Origin of the sequence: Streptomyces sp. NPDC007162, from assembly GCF_040634175.1 — a bacterium.
Classification (GTDB): Bacteria; Actinomycetota; Actinomycetes; order Streptomycetales; family Streptomycetaceae; genus Streptomyces.
Window position 1 is genome coordinate 1 of sequence record NZ_JBEYFC010001023.1, and the last position, 1,273, is coordinate 1,273.

Consider the following 1,273-nt stretch of genomic DNA (forward strand, 5'->3'; position numbering starts at 1 on the left):
GAATCCGGCCGTCGACGTGGGATGGGGGCTCAGGCGGCGTCGAGCGGGATCCCCCAGCCCGCCGCCAGCTCACCGAACACCTCGTGGAACGCCGGAAAGATCGGCATCGTCGCCCTGGTCGGCGTCCTGATGATCGTCTACGTCACCATCGGCGGCATGAAGGGCACCACCTGGGTCCAGATGGTCAAGGCCGTCCTGCTCATCGCGGGCGCCCTGCTGCTGACCTTCATGGTGCTGGCCAAGTTCCACTTCAACGTCTCCGACCTGCTCGGCAAGGCCGCCGACAACAGCGGCAAGGGTTCCGCCTTCCTGGAGCCCGGCCTGAAGTACGGCGCCACCGGCACCAGCAAACTGGACTTCCTCTCCCTCGGCATCGCGCTGGTCCTCGGCACCGCGGGCCTGCCGCACATCCTGATCCGCTTCTACACCGTGCCCACCGCGAAGGCCGCCCGTAAGTCCGTCATCTGGGCGATCGGCCTGATCGGCGCCTTCTACCTGATGACCCTCGCCCTCGGCTTCGGCGCGGCCGCGCTGATCAAACCGGACGAGATCATCGCCTCCAACAAGGCCGGCAACACCGCGGCCCCCCTGCTCGCCCTGCACCTGGGCGGCGTCGACTCCAACTGGGGCGCCATCCTGCTGGCCACCATCTCGGCGGTGGCCTTCGCGACGATCCTCGCGGTGGTCGCGGGTCTGACCCTGGCCTCGTCCTCCTCCTTCGCCCACGACATCTACGCCAACGTCATCAAGAAGGGGCAGGCCACCGAGAAGCAGGAACTGGGCGCGGCCCGCTGGGCCACCGTCGGCATCGGCGCGGTCTCGATCGTCCTCGGCGCCCTCGCCCGCGACCTGAACGTCGCCGGCCTGGTCGCCCTCGCCTTCGCGGTCGCCGCCTCCGCCAACCTGCCGACCATCCTCTACAGCCTCTTCTGGAAGAGGTTCACCACCGCGGGGGCCGTCTGGTCGATCTACGGCGGCCTGGTCACCGCGGTCGGTCTGGTGCTGTTCTCGCCGGTGGTGTCCGGCAAGGAGAGCTCGATGTTCCCGCACGTCGACTTCCACTGGTTCCCGCTGGAGAACCCGGGCATCATCTCGATCCCGGTCGGATTCCTGCTCGGCGTGGTGGGCACCCTGCTGTCCAAGGAGGCCCCGGACACCGCGAAGTACGCGGAGCTGGAGGTGCGGTCCCTCACCGGCACCGGAGCACACTGAGGTTCGTACGACCGGCCGCGCCGACGGGATCGTAGGGTCCTACGACGCGGCCCGGTCGTAC

1 protein-coding gene is annotated in these 1,273 nt (G+C 68.7%); it reads left to right on the top strand.

Features of this window, described 5'->3' with window-relative positions; genetic code table 11:
* The coding region (locus ABZ646_RS46835) for a cation acetate symporter (RefSeq protein WP_360533963.1) at window positions 1–1,212 on the top strand (1,212 nt) is incomplete at its 5' end.
* Between the last annotated feature and the right edge of the window lie 61 nt (window positions 1,213–1,273).